This window comes from Rhizobacter sp. (assembly GCA_019635355.1).
Lineage (GTDB): Bacteria > Pseudomonadota > Gammaproteobacteria > Burkholderiales > Burkholderiaceae_C > Rhizobacter.
In genome coordinates this window covers 3,465,491-3,482,428 of sequence record JAHBZQ010000001.1, presented here as the reverse complement: position 1 = coordinate 3,482,428, position 16,938 = coordinate 3,465,491, and the positions used below count along the sequence as shown (strand labels likewise).

The 16,938-nt window shown below is 68.6% G+C and carries 19 protein-coding genes; 5 read left to right on the top strand and 14 right to left on the bottom strand.

Translation table 11 applies throughout. The annotated features are described in order from the left end of the window. Positions 1-33: 33 nt before the first annotated feature. The 3 genes from KF892_15910 to KF892_15900 all read left to right on the top strand — a co-directional run bounded on the left by KF892_15910 (position 34) and on the right by KF892_15900 (position 3,762). On the top strand, positions 34-1,338 hold the full coding sequence (locus KF892_15910; protein ID MBX3626505.1) for a beta-glucosidase: 1,305 nt from the start codon (positions 34-36) through the stop codon (positions 1,336-1,338). Positions 1,339-1,356: 18 nt separating this feature from the next. Then, the gene (ugpC, locus tag KF892_15905) at positions 1,357-2,454 is read left to right on the top strand and encodes a sn-glycerol-3-phosphate ABC transporter ATP-binding protein UgpC (GenBank protein ID MBX3626504.1); all 1,098 of its coding nucleotides are present in this window, start codon (positions 1,357-1,359) and stop codon (positions 2,452-2,454) included. A gap of 90 nt (positions 2,455-2,544) precedes the next feature. Next, positions 2,545-3,762, top strand: coding sequence for a carbohydrate porin (locus KF892_15900; GenBank protein MBX3626503.1), 1,218 nt, complete (start codon positions 2,545-2,547; stop codon positions 3,760-3,762). A gap of 79 nt (positions 3,763-3,841) precedes the next feature. On the opposite strand, the gene KF892_15895 is transcribed toward KF892_15900, so the two are convergent. The 3 genes from KF892_15895 to KF892_15885 are packed head-to-tail and all read right to left on the bottom strand — an operon-like array spanning position 3,842 to position 5,869. Beyond that, positions 3,842-4,714 carry a cupin domain-containing protein gene (locus KF892_15895; protein ID MBX3626502.1) on the bottom strand — a complete coding sequence of 291 codons (873 nt, stop codon included), beginning with the start codon at positions 4,712-4,714 and terminating at the stop codon, positions 3,842-3,844. Continuing rightward, positions 4,711-5,409: a sigma-70 family RNA polymerase sigma factor gene (locus KF892_15890; protein ID MBX3626501.1), complete on the bottom strand. Its 699-nt coding sequence runs from the start codon at positions 5,407-5,409 to the stop codon at positions 4,711-4,713. Before KF892_15890 ends, KF892_15895 begins: the two co-directional genes overlap by 4 nt. Before the next feature lie 40 nt (positions 5,410-5,449). After that, positions 5,450-5,869 (bottom strand): cupin domain-containing protein, encoded by a 420-nt coding sequence (locus tag KF892_15885; GenBank protein MBX3626500.1) that lies wholly within the window; start codon positions 5,867-5,869, stop codon positions 5,450-5,452. Between the two features lie 100 nt (positions 5,870-5,969). Here KF892_15885 and KF892_15880 point away from each other — a divergent pair, with 100 nt between their 5' ends. After that, positions 5,970-6,446, top strand: coding sequence for an SRPBCC family protein (locus KF892_15880; protein MBX3626499.1), 477 nt, complete (start codon positions 5,970-5,972; stop codon positions 6,444-6,446). Beyond that, positions 6,446-6,928 (top strand): SRPBCC family protein, encoded by a 483-nt coding sequence (locus KF892_15875; GenBank protein ID MBX3626498.1) that lies wholly within the window; start codon positions 6,446-6,448, stop codon positions 6,926-6,928. The genes KF892_15880 and KF892_15875 overlap by 1 nt, the downstream gene beginning before the upstream one ends. 19 nt (positions 6,929-6,947) lie before the next feature. Here KF892_15875 and KF892_15870 read toward each other — a convergent pair whose 3' ends face one another. The 11 genes from KF892_15870 to KF892_15820 form a co-directional block, all read right to left on the bottom strand. After that, positions 6,948-7,994, bottom strand: coding sequence for a putative sulfate exporter family transporter (locus KF892_15870; GenBank protein ID MBX3626497.1), 1,047 nt, complete (start codon positions 7,992-7,994; stop codon positions 6,948-6,950). A gap of 123 nt (positions 7,995-8,117) precedes the next feature. Continuing rightward, complete coding sequence (locus tag KF892_15865; GenBank protein MBX3626496.1) at positions 8,118-8,891, bottom strand: ferredoxin--NADP reductase; 774 nt, start codon at positions 8,889-8,891, stop codon at positions 8,118-8,120. Beyond that, on the bottom strand, positions 8,888-9,199 hold the full coding sequence (locus tag KF892_15860) for a DUF971 domain-containing protein (protein ID MBX3626495.1): 312 nt from the start codon (positions 9,197-9,199) through the stop codon (positions 8,888-8,890). The genes KF892_15865 and KF892_15860 overlap by 4 nt, the downstream gene beginning before the upstream one ends. Before the next feature lie 11 nt (positions 9,200-9,210). Further along, positions 9,211-10,077 carry an ABC transporter ATP-binding protein gene (locus KF892_15855; GenBank protein ID MBX3626494.1) on the bottom strand — a complete coding sequence of 289 codons (867 nt, stop codon included), beginning with the start codon at positions 10,075-10,077 and terminating at the stop codon, positions 9,211-9,213. Then, the gene (locus tag KF892_15850) at positions 10,074-11,009 is read right to left on the bottom strand and encodes an ABC transporter permease (protein ID MBX3626493.1); all 936 of its coding nucleotides are present in this window, start codon (positions 11,007-11,009) and stop codon (positions 10,074-10,076) included. The genes KF892_15855 and KF892_15850 overlap by 4 nt, the downstream gene beginning before the upstream one ends. 10 nt (positions 11,010-11,019) lie before the next feature. Continuing rightward, the gene (locus KF892_15845; GenBank protein ID MBX3626492.1) at positions 11,020-12,471 is read right to left on the bottom strand and encodes an ABC transporter substrate-binding protein; all 1,452 of its coding nucleotides are present in this window, start codon (positions 12,469-12,471) and stop codon (positions 11,020-11,022) included. Positions 12,472-12,555: 84 nt separating this feature from the next. Continuing rightward, positions 12,556-12,894: a ferredoxin family protein gene (locus KF892_15840; protein MBX3626491.1), complete on the bottom strand. Its 339-nt coding sequence runs from the start codon at positions 12,892-12,894 to the stop codon at positions 12,556-12,558. A gap of 83 nt (positions 12,895-12,977) precedes the next feature. Then, the gene (locus KF892_15835; GenBank protein MBX3626490.1) at positions 12,978-13,940 is read right to left on the bottom strand and encodes a HEAT repeat domain-containing protein; all 963 of its coding nucleotides are present in this window, start codon (positions 13,938-13,940) and stop codon (positions 12,978-12,980) included. A 2-nt stretch (positions 13,941-13,942) separates the two neighbouring features. Then, positions 13,943-14,176: a ferredoxin family protein gene (locus tag KF892_15830; protein ID MBX3626489.1), complete on the bottom strand. Its 234-nt coding sequence runs from the start codon at positions 14,174-14,176 to the stop codon at positions 13,943-13,945. Positions 14,177-14,276: 100 nt separating this feature from the next. Further along, complete coding sequence (locus KF892_15825; protein MBX3626488.1) at positions 14,277-16,004, bottom strand: fumarate reductase/succinate dehydrogenase flavoprotein subunit; 1,728 nt, start codon at positions 16,002-16,004, stop codon at positions 14,277-14,279. Positions 16,005-16,080: 76 nt separating this feature from the next. Continuing rightward, entirely contained in the window at positions 16,081-16,890 is an 810-nt protein-coding gene (locus KF892_15820) for a GntR family transcriptional regulator (protein MBX3626487.1), read from the bottom strand. Positions 16,891-16,938 lie beyond the last annotated feature (48 nt).

Sequence of the window (16,938 nt, the reverse complement as noted above, 5' to 3'; positions counted from 1 at the left end):
CACTCATTCACCAGATCTCCAAGGACCCGACGCGTGACTGTCTCGAAATTCCCATCCAGCTTCTCGTGGGGCGTCGCCACGGCTGCTTACCAGATCGAAGGCGCGGCCCGCGAAGACGGCCGCGGCCCCTCGATCTGGGACACCTTCTCCCATTTCCCCGGCAACGTGCACAAGGGGCACACGGGCGACGTGGCCTGCGACCACTACCACCGCTACCGTGAAGACATCGACCTCATCGCCTCGCTTGGCGTCGACGCCTACCGCTTCTCGATCTCGTGGCCTCGTGTGCAACCGCAAGGCCGCGGCGCCTGGAACGACAAAGGCCTCGACTTCTACGACCGCCTCGTCGATGGCCTGCTCGCCAAGGGCCTCAAGCCGCACGCCACGCTCTACCACTGGGACCTGCCGCAGGCCCTGCAAGACGTGGGCGGCTGGGCCACGCGCGAAACCGCACAGCGCTTCGCCGACTATGCCGAGCACATGGGGCGCCGCCTCGGCGACCGTGTGAGCGCGATCGCCACGCACAACGAACCCTGGTGCACCGCGGTGCTCGGCCACGCCATCGGCCAGTTCGCCCCCGGCGCGCGCGACCTGCAGCTCGCGGTGCAGGTGTCGCACCACCTGCTGCTCTCGCATGGCCTCGCGATGCAGGCCATGCGTGCGGCCGGCGTGAAGGCCCCGCTCGGCATCGTGCTCAACCAGTCGCCCGCCACGCCGGCCACCGACGCCCAGGCCGACCGCGAGGCCGCGGAGCGCGAGTACGCGACCTTCGTGCGCTGGTTCATGGACCCGATCTTCCTGAAGCAGTACCCGAAGGCCCCCGGCGTCAACCTTTACCCGGTGACACATGAAAACGATTTCGATGTGATCGCGCAGCCGCTCGATTTCCTCGGCATCAACTACTACACCCGCATCTGGGCCAGCACCGCCAAGCCGCCGGTGCCGGCGCCCAAGCTCACCGGCGAGAGCGACATGGGCTGGGAGAACTACCCGCAAGGCCTCACGGATCTGCTCGTCAAGATCAACGCCGACTACAAGCTGCCGCCGATCTACATCACCGAGAACGGCACCGCCGTGGCCGACGTGGTGGTCAACGGGCGCGTGGCCGACCAGCCCCGCATCGACTACCTGCGCACCCACCTGCAGGCGCTGCGCGCCGCGATGGAAGCCGGTGTCGACGTGCGCGGCTATTTCTACTGGAGCCTGCTCGACAACTACGAGTGGAACTCCGGCTACGACAAGCGTTTCGGCCTGATCCACGTCGACTACGAAACCCAGAAGCGCACCCCCAAAGACAGCGCGCACTGGTACCGCGACTTCATCGCGCAGAACCGCTGAGGCAAAGGAGCCAGCACCATGTCCACCCTCACCCTGCGCAGCGTGCGCAAGAGTTATGACGACGGCGCCGAGGTCATCAAGGGCGTCGACCTCGACATCGCCGACGGCGAGTTCACCGTCTTCGTCGGCCCCTCGGGCTGCGGCAAGTCGACCCTGCTGCGCATGATCGCGGGCCTGGAAGACATCTCGGCCGGCGACATCTTCATCGGCGGCGACCGCATCAACGACGTGCCCCCCGCCGAGCGCGGCGTGGCGATGGTGTTCCAGAGCTACGCGCTCTACCCGCACATGACCGTGGCCGAGAACATGGGCTTTGCCTTGAAGCTCGCCGGCCAGTCGAAGGCGCAGGTGAAGGAATCGGTCGGCCGCGCCGCCGAGATCCTGCAGATCACCCACCTGCTCGAACGCAAGCCCAAGGCGCTGTCGGGCGGCCAGCGCCAGCGCGTGGCCATCGGCCGTGCCATCGTGCGCAAGCCCAGGGTCTTCCTCTTCGACGAGCCGCTGTCGAACCTCGACGCCGGGCTGCGCGTGCAGATGCGCATCGAGCTCTCGCGCCTGCACGCCGAGCTGGGCACGACCATGATCTACGTCACCCACGACCAGGTCGAGGCGATGACGCTCGGCGACCGCATCGCCGTCTTCAACGCCGGCCGCATCGAGCAGGTGGGCACGCCGCTCGCGCTCTACGAGAAGCCCGCGAACCAGTTCGTGGCCGGCTTCCTCGGCTCGCCGCGCATGAATTTCATCCCCTGCACCGCCGAGCGCAGCGAGCGTGACGCCGTGCAGCTGCGCATGGGTGAGGCCGGTGCGGTGCGCCTGCCGGCCACCACGACTTCGCTGCGCCTCACCGCAGGCGACCTGGTGCTGGGCATCCGCCCCGAGCACCTGCAGATCACGCAGGCGGGCGAGGGCCTCGCCGCCCGCGTGGCGCTACTCGAACACCTGGGCGACTCGACCATCGTGCACGCCACCCTGCGCGGCAGCGAGCACACCGTGGCGCTGCGCGTGCCGGCCGACCACGCCCCTCTTGCCACCGGCGACGCTGTGGGCCTCGCGCCCCAGCCCGGCCGCTCGCTCTTGTTCCAACCCGACGGGCAGGCGCTGGCCCTGCACTGAACCGAGACCCGTTCCCACCCTGGGCCGCAAGGCCCGCCACCACCGCCGCAAAGACGGCAAAACCACCCACGAAAGTGACGAGGAGCAACCATGAAAACCGTTCGACTGTTCACCGCCCTGGCCCTGGCCGGGGTTGCCGGTAGCGCATTGGCCGCACCGCCCATCGAGTTCTCGGGCTACTTCCGCGCCGGCGTCGGCGTCAACGCCCGCGGCGGCAACCAGGTCTGCTTCGGCCTGGCCAATGCCGACACCAAGTACCGCCTCGGCAACGAGTGCGACTACGTGGTCGAGCCCACCTTCGACGCCAAGCTGGCCGAGTACGAAGGCTCCGACTGGCATGTGCGCGTGATGCCCAGCGTCTACAAGGGTTGGGACTCGGGCAACGCCCAGAACAACGGCAACGGCCCCGACCAGCTGACCACCCGCTTCGGCCAGATCTACGCCTACGGCCAGAACATCAGCCAGCTGGCCAATGGCCGCGTGTGGGCGGGCCGCCGCTTCTACAACCGCCTGCAGACCGGCATCAACGACCAGTTCCTCGAGAACAACGACGGCAACGGCGCCGGCGTTGAAGACATGGACCTGGGCATCGGCAAGCTGAGCGTCGCGTTCATGATGGACCCGAACAACGACGCCTACAACAACCGCATGGCGCTGCCGATCCGCATGACCGGCATCAAGACGGTGCCCAACGGCGAGCTGTCGATCTACGTCACGCCGTCGAAGCAGCTGAAGACCGAGAACCAGACCACGACGCCGCCCGCCGAGCCGGCTGACCAGCCCAACGGCCTGGCCGTCGGCGTGTACCAGAAGCTCAGCGGCACCATCCTCGGCGGCGACACGCTGTTCGGCGTGAAGGGCGACAAGTTCGGCGACCTGAAGAACACCCGCGTCGTCTTCCAGCAGGGCATGACCCTGGGCGGCACGGCGGTCGACTTCATCACCGAGTACCGCATCCGCAAGAACACGGGCAACACCGGCAACAAGTGGTTCACCATCGGTGCGCGCACCGACACCCACCTGTCCGGCCCGTTCCGCTTCCTCGCCGAGCTGGGCCATGACCAGGTCAAGCCCGATGGCGGCGGCGCGAAGCAGAACCTGACCAAGGGCACCCTGGCCGTGGCGGCCTCGGCTGGCAAGGAAGCCGGGTCTCGCCCGACCGTGCGCCTGTTCGTCACGCACGCGATTTGGAACGACGCCGTGCGCACTGCCGGCGCCGGCGGGTTGAGCTCCACCAACGCCCGCCAGGTGTTCGGCGACAAGAAGTCTGGCACCTCGGTGGGTGTGCAGGCCGAATCCTGGTGGTGATTCGAACCTGCTAAGGGAAAAGAGAGCGTTGGCCCGGTTGGCGGAACCGGGCCTTTTTTTCGCCTTGTCTTTCCGCGCGTCAGACGAACTGCAAGTCCAGATCGCCGTGCGCGTAGATCACCACGCCGGTGTCGGTCTGCGTGATCCGGTGGCCGCTGCCTGAAGGGGCAAGCTGGTAGTCGCCGGCCTGCAGGAGCAGGTCGTCGAGGAAGAGTTCGCCCTGCACCATCAGGCACTCCTCGTCGTGGCCGTGCGAGTGCTGCGGCACGGCGGCCCCGGGCTCGGCGAAATAGAGCAAGGCGGCCTGGCCGTCGCGCTGCCACAGCACGCGGCGCTGGATGCCGGGCGCGAAATCGGGCCAGCCGGCCTCGGCATCGTGCACCGTGTGCGGCACGTCGCCAGCCTGCGCGGGCAGCATCGATTCGCGCAGGAAGAGCAGCGCGGCCGTCTCGGCCCGCCACGAGGGCGTGGGCGCACCGGCCGGGGTGACGTGGTAGTCGCGCAGGCCCAGGTGTGCGCCGGGGCCCGACACGTGCCCGCCCACCACCAGCCACTCGCGGTGGCGGGGCTGCAGCGTGGCCTCACCCCCGAGCAGGGCTGCATCGACCGAGGCACCCGCTGCGAGTTCGATCAGGCGCGCACGCAGTGGCTCCCCGTCGCGCCGGCCGACGCCGTGGTACAGCGTCTGCACGCTCACGCCGGGGCCCAGCGTCTCGCGGGGGGCGTGCCGGCGGCGTGTGGTGACCATGCCCACCTCGGCCGCCTGCGAGGCGGCCACGCGCGACATCAGCCGAGAGCGCAGGCCGCGGCCCGCGCCCTCATGCGCCAGGGCCTCGGCGAACGGCGCGTCGAGCAAGGGCGCAAGTTCGGCCGCCAGCGGATCGGTCGGTGGCTCGGCCAGCGGCATCGGGGTGTTGGGCGTCCAGGCTTTCATCGGGTGACGATTCTTCATGAGGCAAGCGTGCGCCGGGCCTGGGGGCCCAGGGCATCGCGCAAGGTGGCGAGCGCACGGCGGATCTGCGACTTCACCGTGCCCAGCGGCAGTGCGGTGTGGGTGGCGATCTCCTCATGGCTCAGGCCCCGGAAGAAGGCGAGCGCAACCAGCTGGCGCGGCTGTGCATGGAGCAGCAGCAGTGCGCGCTGCAACTCGGCATGGCCACGTGCCACGTCGAGCAGGTCGTCGTGGCCGGGGTCGTCGGCGTCGAGCGCGGGGGCGTTGTCGGCATCGAGGCTGTCGGCCTGGAAGCGCGACTCGTGGCGCACGGCGTCGATGGCGCGCGAGCGCGCCATGTTGAGCAGCCAGGTCAGGGCCTTGCCGCGCGCCGGATCGAAGCGCGGGGCCTGCCGCCACACCTGGAAGAAGGTGTCTTCCACCACCTCTTCGGCCAAGGACGCGCGGCGCACCACCCGCAGCACGACGCCGTAGACGCGCGACAGCGTGGCGTCGTACAGCGCGGCGAGCGCACGTTCGTCGTGCGTGACGATGCGGCCGATCCAGCCGGCGATCTCGTCGTCGGTGACCGGCGTGGCGCAGCCGCGTGCGACGGGCGGCTCCGCCTCGTCCGGCGTGGGGGGAGGCGCTGCGTCGTCGTCGAAGAGCGCGGCGGGGTCGTCGAGCGTCGTGACGGAGGTGGGCTGGGCGTTCATGCTCGGGTGATACGCCGGGGTTGCGATGTCGGATGCACCTTCAGAGGCTGGCCAGGGCCTGCCCGAGTTCGGGAATGGCGCCACGCAGGAAGATCGTCGCGCCGGTCGTGCTGCCGATGGTGGCGTGCAAGGCGCCCCGGTGGGCCACGTGGTAACCCCCAGGGCCGATCTCGATGCGGGTGCCCACGCGCAGCCGCCCTTCGAGCACCAGGCATTCCTCGTCGAGCGGGTGGCGGTGGGCGGGCAGCGTGGCGCCCGGGTCCAGCTTCAGCAGGTACGACAGCACCCCCTCGTGTTCGCGCAGCACCTTGAGCGCAATGCCTGGGGCAAAGGCCTGCCAGCTGCCCTGGTGGGCGTCCACGGTGAGATGGGTGAGGTCGGCATCGGCCACCCGCTCCAGCAGCCGCGCCTTGATCTGGCGCGCCTGGGCAGGGGGAACCGGGTCGCTCGGGCGGGTCATGCCGCTTCTTACGGCGCGGCCGGTCGTTTGGATGCATCTGGATGCCCCCGCCGGCCGTATGGGCAGACACAGCCCCGAGACACTCCGCCAGGAGACCGCCATGCCCGCGTTTGCCCATGTTCACCACACCCAGTGGATCGCCGCACCACTCGCCACGGTGCGCAGCCAGTTCGCCGATCTCGACCACCACATCGGCTGCAACGTGCACCCCAAGCTGCGCTTCGAGGTGCTGGAGCGACGGGCCGACGGCGCCCGCTTCGTGCAGGTGGTGCGCCTGCTCGGCATCGCGCAGCGCGATGTGTTCGAGCGCCGGCTGCTGGCCGATGGCGGCATCGAAGACGTGTCGGTCGAGGGCTTCAACCGAGGGGGGTCGTTGCGCTTCGGCTTCTCGCCGCAGGTGGTCGGCGGCCGTGCCGGCACGCTGGTCGACATCGTGATCCGCCTGCCGCTGCCCCCGGTCATCGGCCGGCTCCTCAAGCCTTTGCTGGAAGCGCAGATCCGCAAGGAGGTCAGCGCCGCCGCCCTCGAAGACCGGGTCGACATCGAGCAGCGCGGCTACCCGCGCCTGGCGGCCTGATGTCGTCGAGCCACCATTTCGACCTGGTGAGCCACTGGCGCATCGACGCGCCGGTCGAGCGGGTGTGGGCCGCCCTCACCGCCCCCGAAAGCTGGCCGCGCTGGTGGCCTTACGTGCGCTCGGTGCGCCTGCTCAAGGCTGGCGGCGCCGACGGCGTGGGCAGCGTGCGCCGCATCGAGTGGGCCACCCGGCTGCCCTACGGGATGGTGGTCGAGGTGGAGGCGGTGGAGTCGCGGCGCTTCGAGCGCCTTCGCGGCCGCTCGTGCGGTGCGCTGCGGGGCGAAGGCCTGTGGCTGCTGCGCAGCGAAGGGGGCTGCACCGACGTCACCTACGTCTGGCGCGTGGAGTTGGCGCAGCCGTGGATGCGCTGGCTCGCGCCGCTGCTGGCGCCGGTGTTCCGCTGGAACCACCGCGGGGTGATGCGCGCCGGGGGCCTGGGCCTCGCACGCCACCTCGGCGTGCCCTCGCGCGTGATGTGTTGAAGGAGCGGCGAGGCCTGCCTCAGCGCCACGCCCACACCGCGCCAAGCAGTGTGGTTGCCAGCCAGGCGCCGGTGAGCACCATCAGCAGCACCGGCCGCCAGCCCGCGCGGCTCAGGTGGGGGAACGAGGTCTTCATGCCCAGGCCCGCCACGCCGAGCATCAGGCAGGCGCGCGAGGCGACGCCGAGTTCCTGTTCGACGGGGCGAAGAAAGCCCAGCGAGTTGAGCGTGGCCATCGCGACGAAGAGCCACAGGAAACCCGGCACCAGCCCGCCGAGGCGGCGCAGCATCGCCGTTGGCCCCCGCTCGCGCGGTGCCGTGGGCGCACGGCTCACGATCGACACCCCCAGCACCACCAGCACCAGCAGGCTCACGCGCAAAAGCTTCACCACCGACGCCGCGTCACCCGCCGCGGGCGAGACGGAGTAGCCCGCCACCACCACCTGGGCCACGTCGTGGATGCTGCCGCCGATGAAGAGCCCGGCCTCGGCCGGCGTGAGCTGCAGGCGGCGTGCGATCACCGGGTAGGCCACCATCGCCACCGTCGACAGGAGCGTGGCCATCACCACCACGATCAGCGCATGCCGCTCGGGCGGGGTCTCACCCTCTCGCGCACGCGGCAGCACCGCCGCGATCGCGAGCGCCGCCGACGCCCCGCAGATGGCCGTGGCGCCGCCCGCGAGCACCCCCAGCGCCGCCGGCAGGCGCAGCGCCTTCGCGAGCCACCAGCCGCAGAGCAGCGTGCTCGCCACCGCGCCGAGCACGATCAGCACCGTGGGCGCGCCGAGCCCGGCCACCTGCTCCCAGGTGATGCGTGCACCGAGCAGCCCGACGCCGAGGCGCAGCAGCGTGCGGCTGCAGAAGTCGACGCCCGGGGCGGTGCGGTCTTCCAGGCTCTGGTAGTGCACCACGGTGCCGAAGAGCAGCGCGTACAGCATGGGCGGCCCCTGGTGCAGCGTGGCGACGAACGACGCCGCCATCGCGATCAGCAGGCAGGTGGCCGTGCCCGGCCACACCCGCTTGAGGCTGTGCGCGCTGGCGTCAAGGAAGGAGGTGCGCGCGAACATGTTGAGGCTGGATCCGGAACGGGCGCCAGCCACGCTCCGTTCGCACTGAGCTTGTCGAAGTGCAGCGCACGGCTTCGACAGGCTCAGCCCGAACGGGGTTGATTCCGGGGCCGTCTGCGGCGATCACTTCTCGACGAAGGCCCGCTCGATGACGAAGTGCCCCGGCGTGCTCATGTTGCCTTCGCTCAGGCCGAGCTTGTCGAAGAAGGCGCGGGTGTCGCGCAGCATCTCGGGGCTGCCGCAGAGCATGAAGCGGTCGTGTTCCTTCGACATCGGCGGCAGCCCGATCGCACGCGCCAGCGCGCCCGTCTCCATTAGCACCGGAATGCGGCCCTGGTTGCGGAAGGCCTCGCGGGTGACGGTCGGGTAGTAGATGAGCTTCTCTTTGACCTGGTCACCGAAGTACTCGTTGGCCGGCAGCTCCTGGGTGATCACCTCGTCGTAGGCCAGCTCGCCCACCTGGCGGCAGCCGTGCACCAGGATCACCTTCTCGTACAGCTCGTACACCTCGGGGTCGCGGATCATCGCCATGAAGGGCGCCAGGCCCGTGCCGGTCGACAGCAGGTAGAGGTGACGACCCGGCAGCAGGTTCTGCGTGAGCAGCGTGCCCGAGGCCTTGCGGCCGATCTTGATCGTGTCGCCCACCTGGATGTGCTGCAGCCGCGAGGTCAGCGGGCCGTCGGGCACCTTGATGCTCAGGAACTCGAGCGTCTCTTCCCAGTGCGGGCTCACCACGCTGTAGGCGCGCAGCAGCGGCTTGCCGTCGACTTCCAGCCCGATCATCGTGAACTGGCCACTCTGGAAACGGAAACCCGGGTCGCGGGTGCAGGTGAACGAGAACTGACGGTCGGTCCAGTGGCGAACGCTCAGCACGCGCGAGTCGAAGAGGTTGCTCATGGCGAGGCTTCCATTGCCAGTTGATGCAGATAGGGCCAGGGATAGATGCCGCGGTCGTGGCCGTCGCTGAAGACGAGCTGCACGCCCATGTCGCCGATCGGGTGGATCTGCGCCAGTGCGATGCCGGCGGGCGCCTGCGGCGGCTGGCCGTCGCGGCGCCGCTTCTCGCAGCCGGCGCATTTGCAGGCGGCGCGCAGGCGAGCCGAGCTGAAGGCCACGCGCCGGCCGTCGGCCCAGGCCAGCTCCAGCTGGCCACTGGCTTCGTGCCACACCAGGTCGGCCGGCACGGTGTCTTCGGAGATGAGCATCGCGGCCTCCCTCACACCAGCTGCCCCACACCTTGCGGGCCGACCTCGGTGGCCAGGCCCGCGAGCCCACCTTCGCTCAGCTCGCCACCCATCGCCGCGATGCTCTCCTCGCGGATCAAGCCCTTGATCTGCCGCACCATCGCGGCGAACTCCGGCGTGGCCGTCATCTCGGGTGTGCGCGGGCGCGGCAGCGGCACCGGCAGCTCGGCCTTGATGCGGCCCGGGCGCGCCGTCATCACGTAGATGCGGTCGGAGAGAAACACCGCCTCGTCGATGTCGTGCGTGATGAAGAGCACCGAGATGCGCAGGCGCTGCCACATGTTGGTGAGGATCTCCTGCATCACCACACGCGTCTGCGAGTCGAGTGCGCCGAAGGGCTCGTCCATCAGCAGCACCTGCGGGCTGGTGGCGAGTGCGCGCACGATGCCCACACGCTGCTTCATGCCGCCCGAGAGCTGGTCGGGGTAGTGGTTCTCGAACGAGAGCAGGCCCGCGAGGCCCAGCAGCGTGCGCGCCTGCGACTCGCGCTCGGTGAGCGACACGCCCTTCATCTTGAGCCCGAACTCCACGTTCTTGCGCACCGTCATCCACGGGAAGAGCGAGTACTGCTGGAACACCACGCCACGGTCGGAGCCCGGGCCGGTGATGGCCTGGCCGTCGAGCAGTACCTGGCCGCCGTTGGGCTTGAGGAAGCCCGCCACCGCGTTGAGCAGCGTCGACTTGCCGCAGCCCGAAGGGCCGATCAGCGAGACGAATTCGCCCGGCCGCACGTGCACGCTCGCCGAGCGCACCGCCTCGACTTCCTGGCCCTTGACGCTGAAGCGGATGTGCAGGTCGCGCACGTCGACACGGCCTTGCGTTGCCACCACGTTGCTCATGCCTTGCCTCCCGAATGCGCCTGCCACGGCATCGCGAGCTTGGCGAGCAGGCGGATGCCGCCACTGCACAGGAGCCCCAGCACGCCGATCGTGATCATCCCGAGCGCGATCTCGGCGTAGCTGATGAGCGAATACGCCTCCCAGGTGAAGTAGCCGATGCCGAACTGCCCCGAGATCATCTCGGCCGCGATCAGCGACACCCACGCCACGCCCATGCCCACCGCGAGCCCGGTGAAGATGTGCGGCAGCGCCCCCGGCAGTACCACGTGCTTCAAGAGGCTCGCCTCGCCTGCCCCCAGCGTGCGCGCTGCGCGCAGGAGCACCGGGTCGATCGCTTCCACGCCATGCACCGTGTTGAGCAGGATGGGGAAGAAGGCGCCGAGGAAGGTGATGAAGACGATGCTCACCTCGTTGTCGGGCCACAGCATGATCGACATCGGCACCCAGGCGATGGCCGGGATGGGCCGGAAGATCTCCATCGCCGGCATCGCCAGGCCGCGCACCACGCGGTAGCGGCCGATCAGCACGCCCAGGCCCACGCCCAGCACCGTGGCCACCAGGAAGCCCAGCAGGATGCGCCGCACGCTGATGCCGATGTTGGTGACGAACTTCGGGCTGCTGTTGACCTCGACCACCTTCTCCAGCACCGCCGCCGGTGTGGGGATGTTGTTGAAGCGGATGTAGGCGTCGAGCTTGTAGTGCGTGGCGAGCTGCCAGAAGAGCAGCACGCCGCCGATGGAGATGGCCGCCATCAGCAGCAGGGCGCCGCGGCCCTCCCAGAAGCGGCGCCACAGCGAGGGCGCGCTCGGCACGCCCACGGGGAGCGGCAGCGGCGTGACGCCCTGCCCCACGTGGGCAGGGGCTGTGGCCGCGCGGGCCGGCACGGGCTCGGGCGGCGGTGTGAAGTCTTCGACTCGTTGCAGGGCGCGCATGGTGTTCACTTCACTTCGTGGTGGCCGCGACCACGGTGGCCGAGGCCTGGCCCAGCGCTTCGGCGTAGGTGGCGAGCTTGCCGTTGGTCTTGGCGGCGTGGGCCTCGGCGTCCTTCTTCAGCAGGAAGGGCACGGCCACCGGCGCCTTGGGATTGCTCGTGTCCATCGCATAGAAGGCCTTGTCGGCGACGACCTTGATGCCCAGTGCCTTGTCGTAGAGGTAGGCCACGTTGATCTTCTTGCCGGCCGCCTCGTACTGCTTGATGCCGGCCAGCAGGCAGGCGGGCGAACTCACCGGCACGATCTCGCCGGTCGAGAGCCAGATCTCGCCGGCTTCCTTCGGCCGCGTGACGGCCACCTTGCAGATCGGGTCCTTGCCCGAGACGTCGTAGTTCGCGAGGGTCTGCTTCTGCGCGTCGTAGTCCTGGCCGCGCTGCTTGAAGGCTTCACGCACGTAGCTCTCGTTGACCCACGCGTTGACGTCGAAGTCCTTCACGCGGCCCAGCTTGGCGAGAACGCCGTGGGCAATCTTGATCGTCTCGACCCAGCGCGGCTTGATGCTCGGGTCCAGCGTGTGGATGCCGCCCGGCCCGAGGAAGAGGTAGACCACCTCCTTCTCGATCTTGGTCCACTCCTCGACCTTCGCCGCGGCGGTCTTCGGGTCCTTGCGCACCCAGTCGTTGGCTTCCATCAAGGCCTTGACGTAGGCCACCACTGCCTCGGGGTACTTGTCGGCGAACTCCTTGCGCACCACCACGCCGTGGAAGGTGGGGATCTTGGTCTGCGCACCGTCGAAGATCTTGCGTGCGAAGCCGCGGTGCGGCAGCAGGTCGGCGAAGGGCACGAAGTCGCCGTGCGCGTCGATCTTCTTTTCCTGCAGGTTGGTGGTGCCGACCTCGGGGCTCTGGCTCACCAAGTTCCAGTAGTCGTTGGGCCAGCCACGCTCCTGCATGGCCTGCAGCATCATCCCGTGCGCCGCCGAGCCGAAGGGCACCGACACCGTCTTGCCTTTGAGGTCGGCCAGCTCGTAGTACGGGCTGTCCTTGTGCACCACCACGCCGTTGCCGGAGCCGAAGGCGTTGTAGGCGATGACCGCGATGAGCTGTGTCTCGTTGCCCTTGTTCTGCTGGCCAGTGGCGCCGTTCACCAGCAGCGGGTAGTCACCCATCATGCCGATCTGCAGCTTGCCGGCGACCATGCCGTTGGTGATGGGCGGGCCGGAGGTGAAGTTCTGCCAGTCGAGCTTCCACTCGATGTTGGCGTACTTGCCGGTCTTGGGCAGGTGTTTCTCGAGGAGCTTCAGCTCCTTGAGCACCACGCCGCCGGTGACGGTGTTGGTGGTGGTGTTCTGGGTGCCGATGCCGATCGTCACGACCTCCTTGGCCGCGAAGGCCGCGCAAGGCAGCGCCAGCAGGCAGGTCGTCAGGGCGACGGGAACAAGCGGGAGCGATAGGAACTTCATCTCGGATCTCCTGGTGCGTCGGGTCGGAATCACGAAGCCGTTGCGCAAGATCGGTGCCTGCGCAGGGCTCCTCGTTTGTCTCCGTCAAACCTGCTCGGTGTTTTCGGTGAGCAGGCCTCGCTTGTTTTTCTGCTCTGCCCAGTGGTCGGCGTCGGGCAGCGGGTCTTGTGCGGTGGTGATGAGCGGCCACTGCGCGGCCAGGCGTTTGTTCAGCGCGATGTATTCGTGCTGCTCGGGCGGCAGGTCCTTCTCGTCGTAGATCGCCTCGACCGGGCACTCGGGCACGCACACGCCGCAGTCGATGCACGCGGCCGGGTCGATGACGAGGAAGTCGGGGCCTTCGTGGAAGCACTCGACCGGGCACGCGGCCACGCAGTCGGTGTACTTGCAGCGGATGCAGGCTTCGGTGACGACGAAGGCCATGTCAAGCCTCCCGCCGGGCCGCCCCAAGGGAGGCTTGCGCCCCCGTGGGGGGCAGTGAGCGAAGCGAACGTGGGGGCTTCATGTCAGGCTCCTTGCTTGGGCATTTGCATCGACGTCAGCGCCAGCTTCGACAGCTTGCGCACGTCGGGGTCGGGGTCGTGCATCGCACGCTCCAGCGGCGCGATGGCGCGCGAGTCGCCGATCTCGCCCAGCGCGATCACGGCTTCCTTGCGCAGGTTGCTCACCGGGTGCAGCAGCGCTTCGATCAGCGCCAGCACGCCGTCGCGCGCCTTCAGCTTGCCGAGGCTGCGCGCGGCTTTCACGCGCACCTGCCAGTACTCGTCGTCCATCGCACGCACCAGGTTGGGCACGCCGAGCAGCGAGTTCGTCTTGGCGTAGGTGGTGGCGGCCTCCTCGCGCACCTGCCACACCGGGTCGGCCAGCGCGCGGCCGAGCGCGGGCAGCACGCTCACCTCGGCGCTGTCACCGGCGTAGCTCAAGGCGCCCACGGCGATGCGGCGCACCTCGGGGTCGGCGTCGTGCGCGGCGATCTCGGTAAGGGCGCCCAGGGCCTGCGGCTTCTTGAGATAGCCGAGCACGCCGACCGCGGCGCGGCGCACCGCGGCGTCGGGGTGGGCCAGCGATTGCAGCGCGGGCTCGAAGGCGGCGTCGACGCGCAAGGCGCGCACTGCGTGCAGCGCGGCAGCGCGCACGCCGGGGTCGTCGTCGAGCAGGTACGGCAGGATGGGCGTGGCGGAGGCGGCGTCCTTCAGCTCGGCGAGCGTGTAGGCCACCGCGTCGCGCACGGCGGCGTCGGGGTCCTTCAGCAGGGGCACGAGCGCGTCGAGCACCTCAGGCTCCTCGAAGCCTTCGAGTGCCTTCGCCGCTTCGAGGCGCACGCTCGCGTCGGCATCGGCCAGGGCCTCGACGAGCAGCGGCGCCACGTCGTCTTCCTCGTCGCTGTAGGGCAGGTCGATGACCGCGATGCGGCGCACGCCCGCATCGGGGTTGCGCAGCCGGTCGTGGATGGAGGCAATGGCGACCATGGTCAGCGCACCAGGTAAGGAATGTCGACACGCACGGCGCCGGTCGGGCAGTCCTTCTCGCAGGGCATGCAGTACCAGCACTCGTCGAACTTCATGAAAGCCTTGTTCTTCGTCAGGTCGATGGCCAGCACGTCGAGCGGGCAGACGTCGACGCAGACGGTGCAGCCCTTGTCGGCGATGCACTTGTCTTCGTCGATGACGACGGGGGCTTGGGTTCGGGTGATCGCGATGGTCATGGGGTTCTCCTTGTGGGCAATCCCGTTCGCCCTGAGCTTGTCGAAGGGCCTGGGGGCAGGCGCTGGGCTTCGACAGGCTCAGCCCGAACGGAGGTTCGGGTCAGGCCGCGGCGGGGCTCGCCACACGCAGCCGCTGGTAGGCCGACTTCTCTTCCTCGTTCAGCTCCACCACATACGGCTCGACCTCGCGCTTGCGGAAGACGGCGTTGCCGCGCTCGTCGCTCGTCACGTTGGTGTGGCAGAACCAGTTGGCGTCGTCCTTCTCGGGGTGGTCGACGCACAGGTGGTACAGGCCCCAGCGGCTCTCGGTGCGGAAGAGCGAAGCGCGCGCGGCCAGCTCGGCGCAGTCGCGGATGGTGTGGGCCTCCATTGCACGCATCAGCTCGTGCGGGTCGGTGGCGCTCATGTGCTGCAGGTCTTCGCGGATCTCGTCGAAGCGTTGCAGGCCGATCTCCATCTTGCGGGTGACCTTGGGCGGCTGCAGGTAGTCGTTGACGATGCGGCGTGTCTTGTATTCGACCTGGAAGGGCGTGAGGCCCTCGGTCTTGCCGAGCGGGGCGTAGACACGCGCCTTCTCGGCTTCGACCTTCTCCTGCGAGAACGCCGGCTGCGAAATGCCGCTCACGTAGTCGGCCGCGTTCTCGCCGCAGAACTTGCCGTACACGAAGGCCCCCAGCATGTAGTTGTGCGGGATGCTCGCGCAGTCACCCGCCGCATACAGGCCGGGGATGGAGCACTCGCCACGCTCATTCGTCCAGATGCCCGAGGCGCTGTGGCCGCTGCAGAAGCCGATCTCCGAGATGTGCATCTCGATCATCTGCTTGCGGTAGTCGGTGCCACGCCCGGCGTGGAAACGGCCGCGGCTCGGCCGCTCGTTGGTGTGCAGGATGTGCTCGATCTCGCTGATCGTCTCTTCGGCGAGGTGGTCGAGCTTCAGGAACACCGGGCCGCGGCCGCCTTCGAGTTCGTTCCAGAACTCCATCATCATCTGGCCGCTCCAGTAGTCGCACTCGATGAAGCGCTGGCCGGCGTTGTTGGAGGTGTAGCCGCCGAAGGGGCCGGTGACGTAGGCACAGGCCGGGCCGTTGTAGTCCTTGATCAGCGGGTTGATCTGGAAGCACTCGAGGTTGGTGAGCTCCGCGCCTGCGTGGTAGGCCATCACATGGCCCTCACCGCAGTTGGTGGGGTTCTCGTAGGTGCCGAAGAGGTAGCCGCTCGCGGGCAGGCCCAGGCGCCCGGCCGCGCCGGTGCAGATGATCACGGCCTTGGCCTTGATGACGTGGAACTCGGCGGTGCGGCAGTCGAAGCCCATCACGCCCGCGATCTCGCCGCTGGGGCCGGTGAGCAGGCGCGTGGCGACCACGCGGTTGGTGATCTCGACACGCGCGCGCTTGAGCTGGCGGTACAGCACCCGCTTCATGTGGTGCCCTTCGGGCATGGGCAGCACGTAGCTGCCGAGGTGGTGCACCTTGCGCACGGCGTAGTCGCCGGTCTCGTCTTTCTCGAACTTGATGCCCCACTTGTCGAGCTCCTCGATCATCGAGTAGCTGTTGGCGGCATACGCGTACACACCCTTCTGGTCGACGATGCCGTCGTTGGCGACCGTGATCTCCTTGGTGTACTGCTCGGGCGTGGCGTGGCCGGGGATGACGGCGTTGTTGAGCCCGTCCATGCCCATGCTGATCGCGCCGCTGCGCTTGACGTTGGCCTTGTCGAGCAGCAGCACCTTGAGCTTCGGGTTCTTCTCCTTGGCCTTCACCGCGGCCATCGGGCCGCCGGTGCCGCCGCCAACGACGACGATGTCGTATTCGTGTTCGATCGTGTTCATGCGTGCTCCGGGAGTGTGGAGAGAAGGGGCAGCGCCGTGAACGAAGCGCTGCGTGGATCGATATGCGGGCGCTGCGTCATGTGGCGCGCTCCGGCAGGGGCACACGGTCGACGCGCACCTTGTACTGGAAGGCGTCGCCGCGGTAATAGAGGTGCTCGTAGTCGATGGGCGCGCCGTCGGCGGTGTGCGTGGTGCGCTCGATGAAGAGCACCGGCGAGCCCTCTTCCACCTTGAGCTGCGCGGCGAGCGGCTCGTCGGCGAGCGTCGAGCCGATCTGCAGCTCGGCGTGGCCGAGTGCGAGGCCGTAGTCGTTCTCGAGGATCACGAACACGTCGCGCGCGGCGAGGTCTTCCTTCGCCAGGCGCTGGCCGATGGACGTGGGCACGTAGGTCACGTCGAGCGAGATCGGCTCGCGGTTGAGGAAGCGCACGCGCTGCAGTTCGGTGACCTTGGCGCGTTTGGGCAGGTGCAGCTTCTCGGCCACCTGCGCGCTCGGCGTCACCGTCTTCAGCGACAGCACACGCGCAAAGGTCTCGTAGCCCATCTGCCGCATCGCTTCGCCGAAGCCTTGTAGCCGGCCCAGGTCCTGGAAGGCCTTGGGCTTGGAGACGAAGGTGCCCTTGCCGTGGATGCGGAAGATGAGCCCTTCGTTCTGCAGGTCGTTGAGCGCCTGGCGCACGGTGATGCGGCTCACGTTGAACGTGGCCATCATCTCGCTCTCGGAGGGCATCTGCTGGTGCGGCTGGTAGCTGCCGTCGAGGATGCGTGCGCGCAGGATCTCCTTGATCTGCGTGTAGAGCGGTTGCGTCGAGCCGAGCGCCACACGTGGCGGCGGGGCGCCCACCAGTGTCAGCGGCTTCGTCGACGCGGGATCAGCTTTGCCCATGGCCCTTCCAACTCGTTATGACAAGTCATGACGAGCATGAGCCGTGCC